The sequence below is a fragment of the Burkholderia sp. SRS-W-2-2016 genome (genome assembly GCF_001931485.1).
Taxonomy (GTDB): Bacteria; Pseudomonadota; Gammaproteobacteria; order Burkholderiales; family Burkholderiaceae; genus Paraburkholderia.
On record NZ_MSDV01000057.1, the window covers coordinates 63,690 to 80,828 of the forward strand.

Genomic DNA, 17,139 nt, shown 5'->3' on the forward strand with positions numbered 1-17,139 from the left:
CATATCCGTTCTATCAGTCTTTGGTCCGTCATTCCTTCAGGCGACGCGCGGCGAGCGCGCGCAGCGTCCGGTAGCACAGGCCCGCGATCAGCAGCGCGGCGAGCACGCCGCCGAACAGCAGCAGCAGCGGGTGCGAGGACAGCGCCCAGCGCAGATATTCCTGCGGCGACAGACGGCCGACAAAGTAAGCCGTGCCATTCGACGTGATGGTCACCTCGCGGCCGTGGACCACCGCCATCGCGCCTTGAATCTTCGGCAGCACGTCGGCGTCGAGCAGCGCGCCGGCCAGATCCGCGTCCGACTGGCCGGCCGCGCTGACCAGCGCGACCGCGCTGCGGCCTTTTTGCAGCGGCGACTCGAAGCCGGTCAGGAGCGCCGCGCCGGTCGAGCTGACCATCGTCAGATCGGCGCGCGCGGGCGAGCGCTCGACCCCGCGTTCGCCATGCCACCAGTCCTGCAGCTTGAACACGAGGTCGGTGAGCTGGAACGTGTGCGCGTCGCCGTTGCTGGAGAACGGCATCGACTTGGCCCAGCGCTGCAGCAGCGGCTGCTTGCCGGGCGCGCCCAGCACGATCAGGTCCTTGTCGGCGTAGCGATCGACGTCGGCCGCGTTGGTGACGGTCACGCCGGTCACCGGATAGCCGGTCGATTCGCCCATCCGGCCCATCGTCAGCAGATACATGCTGTACTCGCCCGGACCGGCGTCGTTCGGCAGCACCACCGCGGTTTCCGACAGGTCGGCCATGCGCGTGAACGGGAAGCCGCTGTTGGCGAACGCGGCGAGGTCGGGCAGCGCCATGTAGTGCGGGAACGAGGACAGGTCGATGGTCGAATTCGGATCGATCGCGCCGACCACGTTCTGCAGCAGCCGGCCCGTGCATTCGCCGGTGTTCGGGATGTCGTAGTAGAAGTGCAGCCGCAGCTGGGTGCGCGGCGTCAGCAGCAGCGGCGGGATGCGGACGTTGCGCTGCGCGTCGGCGGTGCCGTCGGGCATCACGAGGCTGATGTAGCGGCTCAGTTCGAGCACCGAGGTCGTGCGCGACGGAATCGGCAGCGCCTGCACGAAGCCGTTGTTGACGCTGACGTTCAGCGACGAGCGGTCGCGCACCGGCCGCACCGTATAGCGGTAGCGCAGGTCGATCGGCGCGCCGCGGCTGTGCCACATGAACAGGTCGGGCGGCACGCGCATGTTGATGCGCACCGCGTCGGCGTCGTAGCCGAACACGGTCAGGTCCTTCGGATCGGCGAGCTCGCCGAAGCGCACCGGGCGGTTGGTCGGCAGCCAGTTCGGCGCGTCGTACGGCACGCGCGGCGTCAGTTCGTTCAACGTAGTAATCGTCGCGCTGGCGCCGGACAGCGTGCTGTGACCGATGCCCAGCGATTTCGCCGCGGTCTTCAGCTCGGCCTCGGTGCGCCCGAGCACCAGCAGCAGCTTGCCGTGCGCGGCCGGTTCGCGCTCGACCACCGCGACGGTCGGGCCGGTGATCTCCGGCAGCGTGACGCCGGCCGGGTGCTGCTCGCTGGTCGCGAACACCACCGCGTTGCCGGTCAACGGCGGGCTGTCGAGTTGCGCGGGAAACAGCGCGCCGCGAAAGCCGGCCAGCGCGCCGAACCACGACGCGACCATGCCGGCGGCCTCCAGCGTGCCGTTGCCCGGCTTCTGCGCGAACACGAACGGCAGTTCGAGGCGGCGCACGTCGCGGCGGTCGAAGAACGGCTTCGGCAGCGCGGCCAGCTCGGGCTTGGCGGCGAGCGACGCATAGGTCAGATCGAGCGAACTGGCGTTGCTGATGGTCGCCCACAGCGCGGAGTTCGACGGGTCCTCGCAGCCGGTCGTGTAATGGCCGATCAGCTGCAGGTTCAGGTGGTTGAAGTCGGTGATGAAGCGCGGGTCGATCGAGATGTCGCGCGCGACCAGCATGCCGGCCTGTTCGTGCGGCACCGGCAGCGTCGCGGCGACCTCGCCGTTGAGCAGCACTTTCAGTTGCGATAGCTGCGGCAGCAGCGCGGGCGAATAGCTGTAGATCAGATGCAGCGTCGCGGCGGTCACCACCTCGTCGTTACGCACCGAGAACGCGATGCCGTTCTGTCCGTCGACGCCGCGCAGCTGCAGCGGATCGAGCGCGCCGAAGTCGGCGAACGTGAGGGTCTGACGACGCCCGCCCGGCACCGGGGTGCCCGGATCGGCGGTGGTCGGCGTGCGCATGCCGAGCGCCTTCACCGACGACGCGGCGAGCGCCGGGGTCGGCGTCGCGAGCGCGCCCTGGGCGATCGCGTTGGCATCGAACTGCACGGCGGGGCTCGGCGGCGGCACGTTGCCGACGCCGGTCGCGGTCTGCGGGGTTTGCGCGGCGGAAGCGGTTGCTGCCGCGCCCGTCGCGGGCTTCGCCGCGGTGCCCGGCGCCGCCGCCGACGCCGCGTTCGCGGCCACCGCCAGCGGCGCGAACGCCGCGAGCGGCGCGGCCAGCGCGGTCTGCAACGCGAGCCAGCAGGCGAGGCCGCGCATCAGCGGCCGCGCGTGGAGCGAGCGCCGCGCGTGCCACGGACGCCGGGCGGCCCGCGCGCCGCGGCCGGCGTCGGCGCTAGCGCCAGCGCCGGCGCCGGACTGCGGCAGTGATTCGTTACGGCTGCGCCCGTGAGCCGGGCGTTCGAGATTGTCGTTCGCGATCCTGTTGCCCATAGATCAGTCTTTGGTTTTTAGCTTCTTGACGTCCGCCGGACGGCTTTTGATCGAACTGCGCAAGTCGTCGTACAGATGCTCGAACAGCCCGCCGATACCGCGCGCGCCGACCTTCAGCACGTGCGACAGACCGCGCAGCGGGGTGTCCTGCTCGCGGCCCTCGGCCCAGCCGGTCCACGCATCGGCGCGCGCGAAGGTGGTCTTGACGAACTCGTACTCCTGCTCGCGGCTCATCGAGCCGAAGCGCAGGCCGACCCGGCCCGGCGCGGTAAAGCTGACGGTGGCCGGGAACGCGAATTCCTCGTCGCCGCGAAACAGCGACACGGCCACGCGCTCGTGCATCGGCACCTCGATGCCGGCGGGCAGCGCGACGCCGACGCCGCCTTCCGAGTAGTCGATGGTTTCGCACGCGAGCGTGCGGCCGGTCGAGAACTTCAGCATCACCGGCATCTTCATCGCGACCCGGTGCACCGCGCGGATCTGCCGGCGCTCGCTGGCGGCGGCCACGCTGGCGCCGAGGATCAGCATGTTGTAGCCGGTCCACGCGAGGTTCAGCACGGTGGTCTCGACGATGCTGCGCACGTGGTAGTTCAGATAGATGTGCACGAGTCCGGCGAGAAAGCCGAGCAGGTTCAGCAGCAGCAGGAACAGATACGGCCGCGAGATCGACCAGTCGAAGTAGTTCTTTTCGATCTGGCCGCCCTTGGCCGTCACGTTGAATTTGCCGAGCTTCGGGTTGATCAGCGCGAGCAGCGTCGGCGCGGTGATGTACGAGGCCAGCACCGATTCGTACACCTCGGCCCAGAACGAATGGCGGAACAGCCGCTGCATCCGCGAGTTGGTGATGCTCGCGTGCATCATGTGCGGCAGCGCGTAGATCGCGATCGTGCTGGCGGCCGCCTCGATCACGTGTGCGCCGAAGAACAGGAACGACAGCGGCGCGGTCAGAAACACCAGTCGCGGCACCCCGTAGAAGAAGTGCATCATCGCGTTCAGATAGCACAGCCGCTGGCCGAGCTTCAGGCCCTTGCCGGTGAGCGGATTGTCGATCCGGAAAATCTGCGTCATCCCGCGGGCCCAGCGGATCCGCTGGCCGATGTGGCCGGACAGGCTTTCGGTCGCGAGGCCGGCGGCCTGCGGAATCGCCAGATACGCGGTGGTGTAGCCGAGCCGGTGCAGCTTCAGCGCGGTGTGCGCATCTTCGGTCACGGTCTCGACCGCGATCCCGCCGATCTCCTCGACCATGCTCCGGCGCAACAGCGCGCACGAGCCGCAGAAGAACGTGGCGTTCCACAGATCGTTGCCGTCCTGCACGAGGCCGTAGAACAGCTCGCCCTCGTTCGGCACCTTGCGGAAGGTGCCCAGATTGCGTTCGAACGGGTCGGCGTTGAAGAAGTGGTGCGGGGTTTGCAGCATCGACAGCAGCTTGTCGCGCAGGAACCAGCCGAGGCCGATCTGCAGGAACGAGCGGGTCGGGATGTGATCGCAGTCGAAGATCGCGATGTACTCGCCGCCGGTGATCTTCAGCGCTTCGTTGATGTTGCCGGCTTTCGCGTGACGGTTGTGAGTCCGAATCGTCCAGTTGACGCCGACTTCCTCGCAGAACGCCTTGAACTCCGGACGGCGGCCGTCGTCGAGCACGTGGATCGACAGTTTATCGGCCGGGTAGTCGAGCGCGAGCGCCGCGTAGATAGTCGGCTTCACGACCGACAGCGGCTCGTTGTAGGTCGGAATGAACACGTCGACGCTCGGCCACGCGTCGCGATCGGCGGGCAGCGGCAGCGGCTTGCGCTTGAGCGGCCACGCGGTCTGGAAGTAGCCGAGCATCAGCACCAGCGTCGAGTAGACCTCGGCGGACACCAGCAGCAGACCCCACGCGGCGTCGAGCGGATGTTCCCAGTAAGTGGTCTCGGTCAGGCGCCAGTACATGTAGCGGCCCGACGCGACCATCGACAGCATGATCATCACCATCGTCGCGTAACGGCCCTGGATGCGCCGGAACAGCAGCGCGAGCACGAAGCAGCAGGTCGCGAAGATCAGCTGCTGCATGAAACCGAGCGGCACCGTGAACACGAAGTACAGCGTGTACAGCGCAAGCAGCGTGACGAGCCCGGTGACGATGCGGCTGTTCCAGAAACGCGCGTCGATGAAGCGCGCGAAGCGCGAGGACTCGCCGCCCTCGGGCTCGCGCGAAGAGGCTGGGCTGCTCATGCGACGTTCCTCGGCGGCACGGCGATCGCGTCGAGCGCCGTGGTGAGCCATGCGCCGCACGCGCGGAAGTCGGCGGCGGCCTGGCTCAGCGGGTCGTAGTGAATCAGCGTGGTTTCGCAGGCGAGCGCTTCGCTGACGCCTTCGTCGAGATGGATCACGCCGGGGAACACCCGGCCGGCCAGCATCTGACGCAGCACCTTCAGCACGTCCTTGGTCAGCTGGCGCGACTGGTCGATCTGGTTGACCACGTAGCCGACGCCGCCGAACTCGGGGCGCGGCGCCGCGTAGCTGTCGATCATCCGCTCCATCTGCGGGATCGCCGCGTACGACGCGGCGTCGGCCAGCACGATGTTCAGCGCGAAGGTCGCGGCGGTCAGCGCGGCGCGCACATAGACCGACGAGCCGGGCGGGGTATCGACGATCACGATGTCGGACGGCTCGAGCCGCAGGTTCTGCAGCACGTGCGCGAGCCACTGCGGATGCTGGTCGAGATAGGCCTCGAAGCGGCGCCGGTCGTCTTCGAGCACCGCGCCGTACGGCAGCACGGTCACGCCGTCGATGCCGTCGAACATCACCGATTGCCACGGGTTGCCGGACAGCGTCGCGCGCGACAGACCGTCGATGCTGTCGAGCGGCACGCCGAAGTGCAGACGCAGCGCGTTCTGCGGGTCGAGGTCGAGCGCGATCACGCGGCGGCCGCTATTGGCCAGCACGGACGCGAGATTGGCGGCGAGGGTGGTCTTGCCGACCCCGCCTTTGGCGGACACCACGGCGATGACTTTCATGAGCGACGCGAACCGTTGGTGAGCCACGGCGCGAAGCCGCCGCGGGAGGTGGGGGCGGCGGGTGCTGCCGGGGTTGCCGGTGTTGGCATGTGGCTGGCGGTGGGCGCGGGGGTGCCGCGCAGGCGCTCGAACACCGATTGCAGCGGCGCGGGTTCGGCGTTGCGCGCTTGCGGTGGCGCGGAAGGGTTCGGCGCGGCGAAGAGTTTGCCGAGGATCGAACCGGGTTGGGTGGGGTGCGGCGCTTGCGCGGATCGTGGAGCTTGCGTGGCGGGCCAGGATTGCGTTGGCTGCGCGGGTTGTGGAGCTTGCGTGGCCTGCCAGGATTGCGAGAGCTGAGCGGTTTGCTGAGCTTGCCCGGCCGGCCACGAGGGCGAGTGAGTGGGCTGCGTCGCGTAAGCCGGGTGCGCTGCATGTGCAGTCGTCAGCGGCGCGGCGGGTGCGGGATGGCTCAGGTCCGCGGGGTAGCTCGGCGTGGGGACGCGTGCCCATGCCGGGGCGCTGGCTGCGGCAGGCGCGGCGGGCGGCACGGACGGGATCGGCGGGATCGGCGCAAACGGCGCCGGACTTGCCGGATGCGGTGCAGCGAAAGCGAAAGCCTGCGCGGCGACTGGCGGGATCGGTGCTGCGGCGAAGCCGGACGTCGCTAGCGGCGGAATCGCCGCGGCGTTGACGGCCGGCACGGCGGCGAACGCAGCCGTGCTCGCGGGGAACAGCGGCGTGGTGTTGGCCGCGGGCGCAAAAGCGGGCGCGGCGGCCGAAGCAGTCGCCGGCGGAATCTGCGCACCGGCCGGCGCAGCGGCGAACGCCGCAGCCGGCGCGGCAACCGCACCGGGAGCAACCGCCGCGCGCTGCGCCGCCTGCTGCGCGAGCGCGGCTTCAGCCGCGGCCGCGCGCGCGGTCGCTTCATCGAGTCCTTCGAGCGTGTTGAAGCGCGACGCGCCGGCCGGCGTGACCGGCTTCTCGGCGACCGGCTGCACCGGCGGAATATCGCGCCGGTGCGAGCGCGTGAACAGCTGCGACTTCGCGCGCGTGACCGACGAAACGTCCTGCGGAGTCGTGTCCTTCTGCGCTGCGGGCGCCGGCGCGGCGCTCGCCGGCTGCGGGCGGCTCTCGCCGGGCTGGCCGATTTCCGGAATCGCCGGCTGGGTCAGATCCAGCGTGACGAGCAACGGCCAACGGGTGCGCGCGCTGCGCGCGTCGTTTTCGCGGCCGATCTCCTGATACGCGTTGGCGTCGCCGCCAAACTGATCGAACAGTTTTTCGATGTCGCTCGATGAACTCATGATGCCGCCGTCTTGTACCTGCTTTGCAGTGCCCCGCTCGGACTCGCCGGGGTGCTATTTATATGAACTGCTATCCCTGATCCAACCTGGCGGTTGCGCGGGCGTCGCTGCCTTGCCGCGCCCGGCACTCCCGCCATCCTTCTTCGTCAGCGTGACCCGCTGCCGCCCGCCGCCCTGTGATGCATCCGCGATGCCGCGCTGCCCGAGCGGCGCCGCGGCCTTGCCCAATTCGCTCGTCTATCGGTCGCTATCGGAAGTTAAGCCGGATGTCGGCCGAGGCGGAATTCGAGCGCGCTGTCGTCGCCGAACCCGCTCGTCTGCACGACCGACAAACCCTGCGCGCCCAACGCGCTCAGCCAGCTCTGATAGACGCCCTCGAGAAACGCCGGCGTCCACGCGAGCGCCGTTTCGCCGAACGCCGGCAGCGGCGCGCAATAGTGCACGATGCGCAGCGACTCGGCTTCGTCCGCGAGTTCGACATAGCCCCAATCCATCGCGCGCCAGTAGTAGTTCAACGCCTGCTGGAGTTCGGCCGTTGACCCGCACGCGGGCAGCGGATGCGCGGCCGCGAAGCGGACCCCGACGCGCTGCATCAACTGGCGCAGTTCGTCACGACCGATCTGCGCTTCGAACTCGCTGGCCAGCGCGCTCAACATGCCGCGCCATTGCGGCGAGATCTGGCGTTCGAGCAGGTAGTCGAGAATGGGGACCATGGTTTCCGGAAATGATGACCGTCCAGTCCGCCGCGGCGGTACGGCAGCCAGTAAGAATTAAAAGTAGCGCGGCGAATTATGACGCGCTTACGTCATTTCTACCGCATTGTCCAGTCTGTCGCTCACACTTCGTAGGAAGTCTACTTAAGACACTAACTTTTAGCCACTTTCGATTGGTCAGGTTATACGTGAGTCGATGTGCGGAAACGACACGGAATTACGTAATTTTTTCTGACTCGCTTGTATTGAAACGGTTTTTCGCTATGCATGGCGGAAACCGCTCGCGTGGCTATAGGTGTATTAACGGACAATCCGGTAGCGCGCCTACTCTTTTATGCGCGATCTAAATAGCGGCGCGCGCCGCATCGATAAAAGCGCGCGTGGCCCGGCAAAACTTGCGGATTCTTACGGAACGTAGGGCGCTGCGCGGGCGCGCCGGCAAGTCCGGTAAACGAGCTTTGTATGTCATGCGTATTAATCGCGTGATTGACCGAGTGGCCGTTTTGTTCACGGCGATCTTCTCCGCTTCTCGCGCGCTTCCGGTATTTGCCGAATAAAAATCTGCGAAGCATGCGAGCGAAGCCGTGCCTGCAATGCGCGGCGTCCCGCCAATACCGTTCGATTCAAACGGATTGGAAATGCGCGCCTGCGGTGCAAGCAGGCGATGGCCGCGCGCGGCCGCAGCCGGGCAATCCCCCATTAACTTTTGTCGGATGTTTGCCGATAACCACTGGCGGAGTAACCGGAACCCAGCCTGATTGCCCTTTATGTCTGCCATCCCCATGCAGCCCCCCGAGCCCGGTTTGCGCGAGCGCTTTCACCAGCGCTCGCTCGAACATCAGCGACCGGTCTCCATCGTGACGATGGCCTTCACGGTGATCGCGTTCCTGTGCATGGTGGCGGCGCGCACTCAGGTCTCCGGGCCGGCCGCGCCGCTCGGCTACCGGCTGCTGTGCGCGCTGGTGCTCGCGCTGCTGGTGCTGGCGCTGCCGCGCGCGCGTTCGCCGCTGAGCTTCGGCGCGCTCGGCGTCGCCTATCTGCTGGTGTTGACCGGCGGCCTGGTGCTCAATGCGAGCGGGGTCGCGCATCCGTTGCTGTGGCTGCTGCCCGCGCTGGTCGTGATCCCGATCTGCGCGGGACCGCTGTGGCTCACACCCGCGCATTTCCTCACCGGCAGCGTGCTGTTCTATGCGTTCGCGATCGGGCTGCTGCTCGGCAATGCGCGCAGCCACGAGGTCGATGCCGCGGTGTGGACGTGGGTCGTCGCGATCGGCGCGCCGGCCTCGGCGGTGTTTCATTTCGGCTTTTACCGGTTTCGCCGCGATCACTTTCTGCTGGAGAGCCAGCTCGCGCAGCTCGCCGCGACCGATCCGCTGACCGGCCTGCAAAACCGCCGCGCGTTCGTCAAGCGCGCGGAGGAACGGCTCGGCGCGCCGGCGCCGCGCGCGAGTCTCAGTGCGATCTTTCTCGACATCGACAACTTCAAGTCGCTGAACGACCGCTTCGGTCATGCGGTCGGCGACCATGCGCTGTTCCGGGTCGCGCAGGTGCTGATGGACGAAGTCGGCGCGGGGCAGTGCGTGAGCCGGATCGGCGGCGAGGAGTTCGCGCTGCTGCTCGATGCCGACCTTGCCGGCGCGCTGCGAATTGCCGAGCGGCTGCGCGCGGGGATCGCCGGCGTCGAACGGCCGGACGGCAATCTGAGCGCGAGCTTCGGGGTCGCCGAGCATCGCCCGGGCGAGAGCTTCATGGTGCTGCTCGATCGTGCGGACGAAGCGCTGCTGCGCGCGAAGCAGTCGGGGCGTAACCGGGTTTGCGCGGAGCGCGCGTTGGCGGTGGATGGGACGCGCGTGGTGCGCGAGGGTGGTTGCGCCGCACACGGTGGGCTGGGTGGTGGAGCGGTTGGGGCTGCTGGGACTGCTGGGACTGCTGGGACTGCTGGGACTGCTGGGACTGCTGGGACTGCTGGGGCTGCTGGGACTGCTGGCGCTGCTGGGACTGCTGGCGCTGCTGGGACTGCTGGCGCTGCTGGGACTGCTGGGACTGCTGGGACTGCTGGGACTGCTGCGGCTGCTGAGGCCGCTGAGGCCGCTGAGGCCGCTGAGGCCGCTGAGGCCGCTGGTGCAGCTAATGCCGCTAATGCCGCAGCGGTTGCTGAAGCCCCCAGTCCCGCTCGCCACATCTGGAACGACTTCACGCTGATTTCGCACTTCCAGCCGCTATACAGCCTGTCGCATCAGAAGCAGGTCGGCTTCGAGGCGCTGTTGCGCGGCGAGCGCGACGACGGCTCGCTGGTGCCGCCGGCGACGCTATTCGCGCCGCAACCGGCCAGCGACGAAGGCGCGCTCGATCGCGCGAGCCACGCGGTGCATCTGGGCAATGCGCGCCACGCGCTGCCCGCCGATGCGTGGCTGTTCCTCAACATCCTGCCGGCCACCTTCATTGCCGACGGCTACGCGGACCGGTTGACGGAGATCGTGCGCGGCGCCGGACTCGAGCCTGAGCGCGTGATCCTGGAGATTCTCGAATCGCACGGCGGCAGCGTCGACGAGATGTCGCGCGCGGCCGGGCTTTATCGGCAGCACGGTTTCCTGATCGCGGTCGACGATTTCGGCGCGGGCCAGTCGAACCTCGACCGCCTGCTGCGGATTCGTCCGGACCTCGTGAAGCTCGACGGCGAACTGATTCGCGCGACGACCCACGGCACGCAGCGGCCGATCCTGCCGAAGCTCGTGTCGCTGCTGCATCAGGCGGGGATGCTGGTGGTGGTCGAGGGCGTCGAGACCGACGCGGAACTGATTCTGGCGGTCGAATCGAATGTGGATTTCGCGCAGGGCTATCTGCTCGGCCGGCCCGCGCGCGCGATCGCGCCGCCGGAGTCGGTGCACCGCCAGATCGACGACGCGTTCGACGTGATCGCGCAAGGCCGCGCGCATCAGCACGCGCTGTTCGAATCGGAACTGGAGCCGTACCGGCTCGAACTGCGGCGCGCGGCCGACGAACTGCGCGCCGGCATCGCGATGGACGCCGCGCTGGCGACGCTCGCGGCCTTCGCGCGCTGCATCAGCTGCTTCATCCTCGATGCGAGCGGCCGGCAGATCGGCCGCGAACTGCAAGGCCCGGCATGGAGCGAGGATGCGGCGTCGTTGCAGCCGGTCGCGAATCCGCGCGACGCGCGCTGGGATCATCGGCCGTATTTCCGCAACGCGGTGCTGCTGCCCGGCGAGGCGGTCACCAGTAATCCTTATCTTTCGCTCGCGAGCGGGCGGCCTTGTATCGCGGTGACGCTGGCCGAGCAGCTCGGCACCGAGCGGTGCGTGATCGGCGTCGAGCTGGACTGGTCGGCGTGCGGGTTGCCGTGGCCGGGGCGGGAGTAGGGAGTGGGGGACGGGTCTAGTACCCGCCCTTGACCGGCGCGGCGCTCGCCGGCGTGTCCTTGAACGACGCGGCCAGATCCGCGGCCGCGCGGCTCAGCAGACCGGTATCGGTGCCGACCGCGACGAAGCTCGCGCCGGCCGCCAGGTACTCGCGCGCCAGAACCGGATCGGGCGCGAGCACGCCCGCCGCTTTGCCCGCTTCGCGCACCGTCGCGATGCCGCTACGAATCGCGTCGCGCACCCGCGCATCGCCCGGTTTGCCGAGCAGACCCATCGACGCGCTCAGATCCGACGGCCCGAAAAACACCGCATCGACGCCGTCCACGCGCGCGATTTCCGCGAGATTGTCGAGACTCTGCACGGTCTCGGCCTGCACGATCACGCACAGTTCAGAGGCCGCGGTAGTCAGATAGTCGGGCACGCGATTCCAGCGCGACGCCCGCGCGAGCGCGCTGCCCACACCGCGAATTCCGTGCGGCGGATAGCGGGTCGCCGCGACCGAGTCGGCCGCTTGCGCGGCGGTGTCGATCATCGGCAGCAGCAGCGTCTGCGCGCCGATATCGAGCAGCTGCTTGATCAGCGCGGCGTCGCTGCGCACCGGCCGCACGACCGGATGCGACGGATACGCGGCCACCGCCTGCAATTGCGCGAGCGTGCTGCGCACGTCGTTCGGCGCGTGCTCGTTGTCGATCAGCAGCCAGTCGAAGCCGGCGGTCGCCAGCAGCTCGGTCACGTAGGCGTCGGCGAGCGCGGCCCACAGGCCGAATTGCGGCTTGCCCTCGGCGAGCGCGCGTTTGAACGGGTTGTGCGGCAGGGACATGTCGAGTCACTCAGATGAAGTTCAAACCGATGCCGCCGAGCGGCCCATAGTCGACGTGGAACGTATCGCCGGCGCGCGCGGGGATCGGGCTGGTGAACGAGCCGCTCAGGATCACGTCGTTCGCGTTCAACATTTCGTCGTACGGAGCAATCTTGTTGGCGAGCCACGCGACGCCGGTGGCCGGATGATTGAGCACCGCCGCCGCCAGTCCGCTTTCCTCGACCGCGCCGTTCTTGTACAGCAGCGCGCCGACCCAGCGCAGATCGACGTCGAGCGGCCGCACCGGCTGGCCGCCGAGCACCACGCCGGCATTCGCGGCGAAATCGGAGATCGTGTCGTAGACCTTGCGCGGCGCGCGGGTGTCGCGATCGAACTGCTCGATGCGCGCATCGATAATTTCCACCGCCGGGGTCACGTAAGCGGTCGCGTCGAGCACGTCGAACAGCGTGACGCCGGGGCCTTTCAGCGGCTTGGCCAGCACGAACGCAAGTTCCACTTCGACGCGCGGCGCGATGAAGCGGTCGGCGCGAATGTCCTGGCCGTTGTCGATGAACATGCTGTCGAGCAGCGGCGCGTAATCGGGTTCGTCGATCTGCGACGAGCGCTGCATCGCGCGCGAGGTCAGGCCGATCTTTCTGCCCTTGATCACGTGGCCTTCGGCGAGCTTCAGCTTGACCCACTCGCGTTGGATCGCATAACCGTCCTGCACGGTCATCTGCGGATACTGCGCGGAAAAATGGCGCAGCTGCGTGCGGGTCTTCTCGGCGTGATCGAGTTGCGCGGCGAGTTCGCGGATGATCTGTTCGTCTAGCATGATTGAGTACTCAGCCTTTCAGGCGTGCATGCAGGTTGTTGTGTTTCCACGTGCCCGCGTCGCTGAACTCGCTGATTTCCATCGACAACGCGAGCCCCTGGCGCTCGAACTCCGCGGCAAAGCGCTGCTTGAGCACCGCGAACAGCGCGTCGCCGGCAGCTTTCTTCACCGCGTCGGAGCGGCCCGCCGCGATCTTGAAGTTCGCGTGCAGAAACGCGGCGTCGGGCCGGCCGTCGGCGATGCAGTACTGTTCGCAGCGCAGCGCGCGCACGCGAATCCCGCCGAGCGGAAACACGCGTTCGCCGTTATCGCGTTGCGCGTCGATGCATTGCGCGAGTTCGCTGCACAGTTCGCCGATCCGTTGGGCGTCCGCGAGATTCGCGCTGTATTCGAGTGTCAGGTGCGGCATCAGAGGTTCTCCGTAATCAGACGGGCAGCGGCGTGACCGGGAAGATCGCATTGATCTGGCCGGTGCCGGAACTGCCGAAATAAGGTGTGACGACTTCGACCTTGCCGTCGTAGCGGTCCCAGCCGAGTGCGCCGAGCAGCATCGCGGTATCGTGCATCCCGCCTTCGCCCCAGCATTTCTCGTTGTAGAGCGGCAGCATTTCGCAGAAGGTTTTCCAGTCGCCGTTTTCCCACATGCGCACGACGCTGCGGTCCATCTGTTCGAGCAGCGGGCTCCACACCTTGTGCATGTATTGCTCGGCGGTGCCGTTGTTCGCGAAGTGATGGCTGAGCGAGCCGCTCGCGAGAATCGCGACGGTGCCGTCGTAGCGTTCCTCGATCGCCTTGCGCACCGCGAGGCCGAAGCGCGCGCTGGTTTCGAGGTCGTGCCACATGCACCAGCCGGCCACCGAAACCGCCTTGAAATGCTGGTCGCTGTTCATATAGCGCATCGGCACCGGCGTGCCGTATTCGAGTTCGAGCGTGGTCTTGCTGTGCGCGCGGCTTTTCACGCCCATTTCGTTCGCGACTTCGGCGATCAGCTCGCCGAGCCCGACGTTGCCGGGGTACGCGTACGGCATGTTGTTGATGAAATGCGGCAGCTCGTTGCTGGTGTACACGCCTTCGAAATGCGGCGCGCAATTGATGTGGTATTCGCTGTTCACGAGCCAGTGCACGTCGAACACGACGATCGTATCGACGCCGAGTTCGCGGCAGCGCCGGCCGATTTCGTGATGGCCGTCGATCGCGGGTTGACGGCAGCCTTTGTGCGGACCGTCGAGTTCCGACAGGTACAACGACGGTACGTGAGTGACTTTTGCTGCTAACGCGAGTTTGCCCATTGCGTGTCTCCTCTGTCGATCCGGCGGCTCGCCGGTTTTACACGCCCCAGCGCGGAATATGATGCGAGCCGAGCGACACGCACACGTTCTTCGGTTCGAGGAACACTTCGTAGCTCCAGGTACCGCCTTCACGCCCGACACCCGACGCCTTCGTGCCGCCGAACGGCTGACGCAGATCGCGCACGTTCTGGCTGTTGACGAAGCACATCCCCGCTTCGACGGCGGCAGCGACACGCAGCGCGCGGCCGGTGTTCTCGGTCCAGATATAGCTGGAGAGGCCGTACGAAATATCGTTGGCCTGACGGATCGCGTCGGCTTCGTCGTCGAACGGAATCAGGCACGCGACCGGTCCGAAGATCTCTTCCTGCGCGATGCGCATCCGGTTGTCGACGTCGACGAACACGGTCGGCGCGACGAAGTTGCCTTTGCGCATCGCGTCGGGCAGATCCGGCAGATCGAGCCCGCCGCACGCGAGCGTCGCGCCTTCCTTCGGCCCCAGTTCGATATAGCTGCGCACTTTCGCGAGATGCCCCTGGCTGATCATCGGGCCGACGATCGTGCTGTCGGCGAGCGGATCGCCGACCGTCAGCCGCTTCGCGCGCTCGATGAAACGCTCGGCAAAACGCGTGTAAATCGAGCGCTGCACGAGGATGCGCGAGCCCGCGGTGCAGCGCTCGCCGTTGTTCGAGAAGATCATGAACACCGCGGCGTCGAGCGCGCGTTCGAAGTCGGCGTCGTCGAAGATCACGAACGGCGATTTGCCGCCCAGTTCCATCGAAAACTTCTTCAGCCCGGCGCTCTGCACGATGCGGTTGCCGGTCGCGGTCGAGCCGGTGAACGACACCGCGTGCACGTCGCGATGCGCGACCAGCGGTTCGCCGGTTTCCTTGCCGTAGCCGTGCACGACGTTCAGCACGCCGGCCGGAATGCCCGCTTCGAGCGCGAGTTGGCCGAGCATCGACGCGGTCAGCGGCGACAGCTCGCTCATCTTCAGCACCGCGGTGTTGCCGAACGCGAGGCAGGGCGCGACCTTCCATGTCGCCGTCATGAACGGCACGTTCCACGGCGAGATCAGCGCGCATACGCCGACCGGATGAAACAGCGTGTAGTTCAGGTGCGAGTCGGTCGGATAGGTGTGGCCGTCCACCCGCGTGCACATCTCGGCGAAGTAGCTGAAGTTGTCGGCCGCGCGCGGCACCAGTTGCTTGCGCGTCTGCGAGATCGTCTGGCCGGTGTCCTTCGTTTCGGTTTCCGAAATTTCCGGCACGTGCTTGGCGATCAGCTCGCCGAGCTTGCGGATCAGCTTCGCGCGTTCGGCGGCGGGTTTGGCGGCCCACGCGGGGAACGCCTGTTTCGCCGCCTGCACGGCTGCGTCCACTTCCTTTTCGCCGCCGCGCGCGACTTCGCCGAGCACTTCCTGAGTGGCCGGATTGACGGTTTCGAAGTACTCGTTCGAGGCGTGGGCCTCGCCGTTGATCAGATGGTCGATCGGCATTGCGTTGTCCTTTGCGTGTGCGCTTGCGTGGTGCTGTGAGCGTGGTCCTGTGAATCAGGCGCGACCGAAGTCCGCGTCCGACGCGATCGTGTTGACGAGACGGCCGAGGCCGTCGATTTCGCAGACGACTTCGTCGCCCGCATTGACGTTGACGATCCCTTCGGGCGTGCCGGTCAGGATCACGTCGCCGGGCGCGAGCGTCATGAAGCTGCTCAGATATTCGATCAGCGCGGGGATGTCGGTGACGAGGTCGCGCGTGTTGCCGCGCTGCTGGAGCGTGCCGTTTACGAACGTGCGCAATTCGAGTTGCGTGACGTCGGCAATATCTGCCGCGTCGACGAACCACGGTCCCAGCACCGTGCCGCCGTCGCGATTCTTCACGCGCAGGTTCGGGCGGTAGTAGTTCTCCAGATAATCGCGAATCGCGTAGTCGTTCGCGATCATGTAGCCGGCCACGTGCTGCATCGCGTTTTCGCGCGTGACGTTCTGCGCGCCGCGGCCGATCACGACCGCCAGCTCGCACTCGTAGTGCATGAACGTGACGTCAAAGGGGCGGCGCGTGAAGCCGCGATGACCGATCACCGTGCCGGGTCCTTTCATGAACACCAGCGGTTCTTCCTGTTTGCCGAATTGCAGTTCTTTCGCGTGTTCCGCGTAGTTCAGACCGAGCGCGAAGATCGTGCCGACTTCGAGCGGCGCGAGCCAGACCACTTCGTTTTCACCGCATACGCGGCCGTCGGCGAGACGCACGCCGTGTTCGTGCGGAGTCGCTTCGTGGATCGCTCCCGCATAGGCAACGCGGCCGCGCATCATGACGGTTCTCCGTTAATTTGAGTCTTGGTTCGAGGGTTGGTTTGGCTTGCGCCGACGAACGACATGCTCAGCGGCGGCAGATTGCCGATCGACAGGTTCGCGCTGTCGCCGATATGCGCGACCGGCGAGCCGTGGCGCACGCCGAGCGTCAGCACGTCGCCGGCATTGAGCGTCATGAAGTCGGTGACGTCGGCCAGCAATTGCGCGACGTTGCGCACTGAAGAAGCGGTACTGCCGCTGAAGCTTTCGGCGCCGTTCAGCGACACATGAATGTCCAGCGCATCCGGCGTCGCGACGTGGCGCGCGGCGACGAGTGCCGGGCCGATCACGCAGAAGCCGTCGCGTGCCCGCAGCCGTACGTTCGGGCGATATACATGGGTATGCGGGATGCTCAGATCGGCGACCAGCGTATAGCCGGCAATGTATTGAGCGGCCTGCGCGACGCCCACACGCGACGCGGTGCGGCCGATCACGATGCCAAGCGACGCGCCGACCTCGACGCCTAACGCGTCATCCGGCACGACCACTTGCGCGCGGTGTCCGGCCAGCGTATTGCGCGGCTTCAGATACAGCACCGGCGCTTGCGGCGGCGCCTTGTACGGCGGCGCATTGACCGCGTCGCCCAACGCGGCGAGCGCCGCACGGTCGTTCAGCAAGGTGCCGTACACGGCGCCGGTAACCGGCGCGCGACACGCGACGCCGCGCGCCAGCAGCGCGGCCGCGGCGTTCGCGTCCACGTCGCGCGGCAACGGATCGCCTTCGGGGTGCAACAGATGATCGGCAAGGACAAACATGGAGGGTCGGCCTCGTGGCGAGATGAATCCCGCGAAAACACTAATATGTTAGTAGTATTGCGCTT

Annotated in this window: 14 protein-coding genes; 1 reads left to right on the plus strand and 13 read right to left on the minus strand. The window is 67.1% G+C overall.

All coding sequences use genetic code 11. The annotated features are described in order from the left end of the window. Nucleotides 1-28: 28 nt before the first annotated feature. From bcsB to BTH42_RS34975, 6 genes are all read right to left on the minus strand, one after another. Nucleotides 29-2,680 (minus strand): cellulose biosynthesis cyclic di-GMP-binding regulatory protein BcsB, encoded by a 2,652-nt coding sequence (gene bcsB / locus BTH42_RS24790; RefSeq protein ID WP_075303810.1) that lies wholly within the window; start codon nucleotides 2,678-2,680, stop codon nucleotides 29-31. Nucleotides 2,681-2,683: 3 nt separating this feature from the next. Beyond that, entirely contained in the window at nucleotides 2,684-4,891 is a 2,208-nt protein-coding gene (gene bcsA, locus BTH42_RS24795) for a UDP-forming cellulose synthase catalytic subunit (RefSeq protein WP_075303811.1), read from the minus strand. Beyond that, nucleotides 4,888-5,676: a cellulose biosynthesis protein BcsQ gene (gene bcsQ / locus BTH42_RS24800; RefSeq protein ID WP_075303812.1), complete on the minus strand. Its 789-nt coding sequence runs from the start codon at nucleotides 5,674-5,676 to the stop codon at nucleotides 4,888-4,890. Before bcsQ ends, bcsA begins: the two co-directional genes overlap by 4 nt. Beyond that, complete coding sequence (bcsP, locus tag BTH42_RS24805) at nucleotides 5,673-6,959, minus strand: cellulose biosynthesis protein BcsP (protein WP_075303813.1); 1,287 nt, start codon at nucleotides 6,957-6,959, stop codon at nucleotides 5,673-5,675. Before bcsP ends, bcsQ begins: the two co-directional genes overlap by 4 nt. Before the next feature lie 257 nt (nucleotides 6,960-7,216). Further along, nucleotides 7,217-7,672: a cellulose biosynthesis protein BcsD gene (bcsD, locus tag BTH42_RS24810; RefSeq protein ID WP_075303814.1), complete on the minus strand. Its 456-nt coding sequence runs from the start codon at nucleotides 7,670-7,672 to the stop codon at nucleotides 7,217-7,219. A gap of 343 nt (nucleotides 7,673-8,015) precedes the next feature. Continuing rightward, the gene (locus BTH42_RS34975; protein ID WP_143752196.1) at nucleotides 8,016-8,456 is read right to left on the minus strand and encodes a hypothetical protein; all 441 of its coding nucleotides are present in this window, start codon (nucleotides 8,454-8,456) and stop codon (nucleotides 8,016-8,018) included. On the opposite strand from BTH42_RS34975, the gene BTH42_RS36125 reads away from it, so the two are divergent. Beyond that, nucleotides 8,440-11,049 carry a bifunctional diguanylate cyclase/phosphodiesterase gene (locus BTH42_RS36125; protein WP_178392237.1) on the plus strand — a complete coding sequence of 870 codons (2,610 nt, stop codon included), beginning with the start codon at nucleotides 8,440-8,442 and terminating at the stop codon, nucleotides 11,047-11,049. The two genes, BTH42_RS34975 and BTH42_RS36125, sit on opposite strands and share 17 nt — an antisense overlap. 16 nt (nucleotides 11,050-11,065) lie before the next feature. Here the strand turns inward: BTH42_RS36125 and hpaI are convergent, their stop codons facing one another. Genes hpaI through BTH42_RS24860 form a run of 7 tightly spaced genes read right to left on the minus strand, consistent with a single transcriptional unit; the run spans nucleotide 11,066 to nucleotide 17,074 of the window. Continuing rightward, the gene (hpaI, locus tag BTH42_RS24830) at nucleotides 11,066-11,869 is read right to left on the minus strand and encodes a 4-hydroxy-2-oxoheptanedioate aldolase (protein WP_075303815.1); all 804 of its coding nucleotides are present in this window, start codon (nucleotides 11,867-11,869) and stop codon (nucleotides 11,066-11,068) included. Between the two features lie 10 nt (nucleotides 11,870-11,879). Further along, nucleotides 11,880-12,683, minus strand: a complete 804-nt coding sequence (gene hpaH, locus BTH42_RS24835; RefSeq protein WP_075303816.1) for a 2-oxo-hept-4-ene-1,7-dioate hydratase — start codon at nucleotides 12,681-12,683, stop codon at nucleotides 11,880-11,882. A gap of 10 nt (nucleotides 12,684-12,693) precedes the next feature. Beyond that, on the minus strand, nucleotides 12,694-13,092 hold the full coding sequence (locus tag BTH42_RS24840) for a 5-carboxymethyl-2-hydroxymuconate Delta-isomerase (RefSeq protein WP_075303817.1): 399 nt from the start codon (nucleotides 13,090-13,092) through the stop codon (nucleotides 12,694-12,696). A 16-nt stretch (nucleotides 13,093-13,108) separates the two neighbouring features. Then, a complete protein-coding gene (gene hpaD / locus BTH42_RS24845) occupies nucleotides 13,109-13,972 on the minus strand; it encodes a 3,4-dihydroxyphenylacetate 2,3-dioxygenase (protein WP_075303818.1) in 864 nt (287 codons plus the stop codon). Nucleotides 13,973-14,009: 37 nt separating this feature from the next. Then, the gene (hpaE, locus tag BTH42_RS24850; RefSeq protein ID WP_075303819.1) at nucleotides 14,010-15,467 is read right to left on the minus strand and encodes a 5-carboxymethyl-2-hydroxymuconate semialdehyde dehydrogenase; all 1,458 of its coding nucleotides are present in this window, start codon (nucleotides 15,465-15,467) and stop codon (nucleotides 14,010-14,012) included. 54 nt (nucleotides 15,468-15,521) lie between these two features. Next, nucleotides 15,522-16,280, minus strand: a complete 759-nt coding sequence (locus BTH42_RS24855) for a fumarylacetoacetate hydrolase family protein (RefSeq protein WP_075303820.1) — start codon at nucleotides 16,278-16,280, stop codon at nucleotides 15,522-15,524. After that, a complete protein-coding gene (locus BTH42_RS24860) occupies nucleotides 16,277-17,074 on the minus strand; it encodes a fumarylacetoacetate hydrolase family protein (RefSeq protein ID WP_075303821.1) in 798 nt (265 codons plus the stop codon). The genes BTH42_RS24855 and BTH42_RS24860 overlap by 4 nt, the downstream gene beginning before the upstream one ends. Between the last annotated feature and the right edge of the window lie 65 nt (nucleotides 17,075-17,139).

Coding starts and splice junctions, on each gene's coding strand:
- BTH42_RS34975 (WP_143752196.1), bottom strand. CDS start 8,456: ATGGGGATGGCAGACATAAAGGGCAATCAGGCTGGGTTCCGGTTACTC.
- bcsQ (WP_075303812.1), bottom strand. CDS start 5,676: ATGAAAGTCATCGCCGTGGTGTCCGCCAAAGGCGGGGTCGGCAAGACC.
- BTH42_RS24840 (WP_075303817.1), bottom strand. CDS start 13,092: ATGCCGCACCTGACACTCGAATACAGCGCGAATCTCGCGGACGCCCAA.
- BTH42_RS36125 (WP_178392237.1), top strand. CDS start 8,440: ATGTCTGCCATCCCCATGCAGCCCCCCGAGCCCGGTTTGCGCGAGCGC.
- hpaI (WP_075303815.1), bottom strand. CDS start 11,869: ATGTCCCTGCCGCACAACCCGTTCAAACGCGCGCTCGCCGAGGGCAAG.
- bcsA (WP_075303811.1), bottom strand. CDS start 4,891: ATGAGCAGCCCAGCCTCTTCGCGCGAGCCCGAGGGCGGCGAGTCCTCG.
- bcsD (WP_075303814.1), bottom strand. CDS start 7,672: ATGGTCCCCATTCTCGACTACCTGCTCGAACGCCAGATCTCGCCGCAA.
- bcsP (WP_075303813.1), bottom strand. CDS start 6,959: ATGAGTTCATCGAGCGACATCGAAAAACTGTTCGATCAGTTTGGCGGC.
- hpaH (WP_075303816.1), bottom strand. CDS start 12,683: ATGCTAGACGAACAGATCATCCGCGAACTCGCCGCGCAACTCGATCAC.
- hpaE (WP_075303819.1), bottom strand. CDS start 15,467: ATGCCGATCGACCATCTGATCAACGGCGAGGCCCACGCCTCGAACGAG.
- bcsB (WP_075303810.1), bottom strand. CDS start 2,680: ATGGGCAACAGGATCGCGAACGACAATCTCGAACGCCCGGCTCACGGG.
- hpaD (WP_075303818.1), bottom strand. CDS start 13,972: ATGGGCAAACTCGCGTTAGCAGCAAAAGTCACTCACGTACCGTCGTTG.
- BTH42_RS24855 (WP_075303820.1), bottom strand. CDS start 16,280: ATGATGCGCGGCCGCGTTGCCTATGCGGGAGCGATCCACGAAGCGACT.
- BTH42_RS24860 (WP_075303821.1), bottom strand. CDS start 17,074: ATGTTTGTCCTTGCCGATCATCTGTTGCACCCCGAAGGCGATCCGTTG.